Annotated in this window: 3 protein-coding genes; 2 read left to right on the top strand and 1 reads right to left on the bottom strand. The window is 69.7% G+C overall.

Translation table 11 applies throughout. The annotated features are described in order from the left end of the window. A partial coding sequence (locus VFS34_00865) for an MFS transporter (GenBank protein ID HET9792981.1) occupies nucleotides 1–1187 on the top strand: 1187 nt, incomplete at its 5' end. A gap of 9 nt (nucleotides 1188–1196) precedes the next feature. Here VFS34_00865 and VFS34_00870 read toward each other — a convergent pair. Continuing rightward, nucleotides 1197–1511, bottom strand: a complete 315-nt coding sequence (locus tag VFS34_00870) for a hypothetical protein (protein ID HET9792982.1) — start codon at nucleotides 1509–1511, stop codon at nucleotides 1197–1199. A gap of 128 nt (nucleotides 1512–1639) precedes the next feature. On the opposite strand from VFS34_00870, the gene VFS34_00875 reads away from it, so the two are divergent. Then, the gene (locus VFS34_00875) at nucleotides 1640–1939 is read left to right on the top strand and encodes a hypothetical protein (protein HET9792983.1); all 300 of its coding nucleotides are present in this window, start codon (nucleotides 1640–1642) and stop codon (nucleotides 1937–1939) included. Nucleotides 1940–2104: the final 165 nt, after the last annotated feature.

Here is a 2104-nt window from a genome sequence, read left to right on the forward strand (position 1 = left end):
ACATCTATCTCCTCACCCGCTCCACGCTCGCGCTCGGTTTCGTGGGGCTCGTCCGCGTCGTCCCGATCATCGCGCTGTCGCTCTGGGGAGGCGTCGTCGCCGACCGCCACGATCGCAAGAAGGTGATGTTCGCCGCCCAGAGCGTGATGGCGGCCGCGGCTCTCCTCCTCGCGCTCGCGACCCTCGCGCATCGGGAGACCCTCTGGCTGATCTATCTCCTGACCGCGCTCGCCTCGGCGGCGACCGCGTTCGACAACCCGGCCCGCCAGGCGCTCATTCCGCGGCTCGTTTCGACCGAGGACCTGCCGGGCGCGCTCTCGCTCAACCTCACGTTCTTCCACGTCGCGATGATCGCCGGGCCCGCGGCATCCGGTCTCGTGATCGCGGCGACGAGCCGGTGGCACGGCGCGGGGACGCGCGGGCTCTCGCTCATCTATTTCGGAAATGCCGTCTCGTTCGGCGCGGTCCTGATGGCGCTCTTCCTGATCCGCACCTCCGGCCGCCCCGGAAAGGAGAGCGAGGCGCCCCCGACGATGCGGCGCGCCCTCGGCGACGGCCTGCGCTTCGTCTTCCGGACGCCGATCATGGTCTCGACGATGGCTCTCGATTTCTTCGCGACCCTCTTCTCGGGCGCGATGTCCCTGCTGCCGATCGTCTCGGACCAGATCCTCCACGTCGGGCCGGCGGGCTACGGCTGGCTCCGTTCCGCGCCCGCGATCGGCGCGCTCGTCGGCTCCCTCTACACCGCGCTCCACGCGCTGCCGCGCCGACAGGGGCCGATCTTCCTCTGGGCGGTCGCGGCGTACGGGGCGGCGACGATCGTGTACGGGCTCTCGCGCAGCTACCTGCTGACGTTCGCCGCTCTCGCGGCGGCGGGACTCGCCGACCTCGTCTCGACGGTGATCCGGCAGACCCTCCGGCAGGTGATCACGCCGGACGACCTGCGCGGCCGCATGACGTCCGTCAACATGATCTTCTTCATGGGCGGTCCGCAGCTCGGCGAGATGGAAGCGGGCTTCGTCGCCTCGCTGTTCCGCTCCACGGCGCTCGGCGCGGCGTTCTCGATCGTGAGCGGGGGCATCGCGACGATCCTGGTCGTCGGAACGGTCGCGCTGGCCGCGCCCGTGGTGAGGGAGTACGACCTGGGCGATCACGTCCCGGCCGAACCGGCTCCCGGTCGCCGGTAGATGGGAGCCTCAGCGCCGGGCGGCGACGAGCTTTCCGACCGCCAGCACGGCCGCCGCGAGGACGGCCAGCTTCCCGAGACCGGGGCGTTTTCGGCGCGGCCGGACCGGCTCGGCCGTCAATTTCCGGGCGACGAGATCGAGGGCGGCGGCGGCGGCGAGCGCGCCGAGTCCCGTGGATTTCCGGCGGCGCGGCGTCTCTTCGCTCCACTCTTCGCCCTCGAGATCGCCGATGGACGCGCGCAGGCTCTCGAGCGCTCCGCGGATTTCGCCGAGCCCTTTTCGTTTGATGGGAGAGTCTTCGTGGCCGTTCCGGAGTTTTTCCATCTTCATCCTCCTCGAGATCCCCGCGGCCGCTGCAGGATGCGTGCCCCGTGTCCGCTGGCGCGTGACTTGCTTGGTTTCGGCCGTCGACGCCAACGCACTTTCCGGAAAGGAGACGAAGAATGGAAAACGTGAACGAGACCTCCGGCCGGCCCGCTTCGAACAGGCCCGGAGGACCCGCTTCCGCCACATCCGCGGGGGCCGAGGAACGGCCGCCGCAAACCGAAGGAAGCGAGAGCGACTCTTCCATCTGGGAAGAGCTGCGCGCCCGGCAGGTCAAGGCTTCGCGCCGGATCGGCGAGAGTTGGGGGCGAGTTTCGGAGACGGCCAGGGACTACGCGGACGACCACTCGATCGGCGTCGCCCTCGGGTCACTCGGAGTCGGCGTGGCCCTGGGAGTGCTGATCGGAATGCTCATCGGCCGCGATTGAGAGCCGGAGCGGCGGTCCGTCGGTAACACGTCCGTCATCGCCATCGAACTCCCTGTCGGCAAGATGGGATGCTGGCGACCGGCGGATTTCCCGCTGTTCGCCGGACCCTCGGATGAGTGGTCAGCCGCGTCGAGCGCGCCGACGCGGGAGAGAAGTGGCGGGTAC

Source organism: Thermoanaerobaculia bacterium, assembly GCA_035717485.1.
Classification (GTDB): Bacteria; Acidobacteriota; Thermoanaerobaculia; order UBA5066; family DATFVB01; genus DATFVB01.